This is a genomic window from Haloferax profundi (assembly GCF_001469865.1).
Taxonomy (GTDB): domain Archaea; phylum Halobacteriota; class Halobacteria; order Halobacteriales; family Haloferacaceae; genus Haloferax; species Haloferax profundi.
Window position 1 is genome coordinate 1 of the sequence record NZ_LOPV01000684.1, and the last position, 607, is coordinate 607.

The following is a 607-nucleotide window of genomic DNA, read 5'->3' on the forward strand; positions in this document are numbered from 1 at the left end:
AGAGTGGGGTCGAAGTCAGGTGCTCGGGTGATGTGGTTGCTTCGGGATAGGAAGCTGTCACACCGGCAAGGACGCCAGCACCCAAGAGGACGCCCGTTGCAATTCCGAGGAGTTCGACAAGTGGTGGGGTGATGCCGAGCGAAAGAGAGGTTGGCAACCCAGCATAGATTGCAGCGTTCAACACAGCTCGAACAAGAATGACGCCAACGCTGTATCCAAGAGCGAGTCCAACACCAGAGATGACGACTGCACGGAGTGTGTAGAGACTGATAATCTGAATGGGTGTTGCACCCGTCGACCGGAGTACCGCAATATCAGGTCGCCGTTCTCGAATCGTAATCCGAACAACGCTGTAAATGGTCACCCCAACGAGGACACCACTCGCAAGGGTGGCGAGTTGGAGAATCCGAGTGAGCTCTTGGGTTCCTAATACAAAAAACCGAAGTGCAGACAGCAGTGGCGTGTCTGTTGCCTGTGTAGACGGGACAATAGTGATGGCCTCTGTTGGGTTGAGTTGCGAGACTGTCTCGAGGTTTCCAATGTACCACGTATCTTCGATTACAGGGTGTGTCGAACGGTCAGTGAGTGTCAGTCTTGTTCGAGCTGT

Annotated in this window: 1 protein-coding gene; it reads right to left on the minus strand. The window is 53.9% G+C overall.

Annotation, left to right across the window (positions count from 1 at the left end):
* Window positions 1-364, minus strand: a 364-nt coding sequence (locus AUR66_RS23195) for an FtsX-like permease family protein (RefSeq protein WP_331457028.1), incomplete at its 3' end; no start/stop codon positions are given.
* Window positions 365-607: the final 243 nt, after the last annotated feature.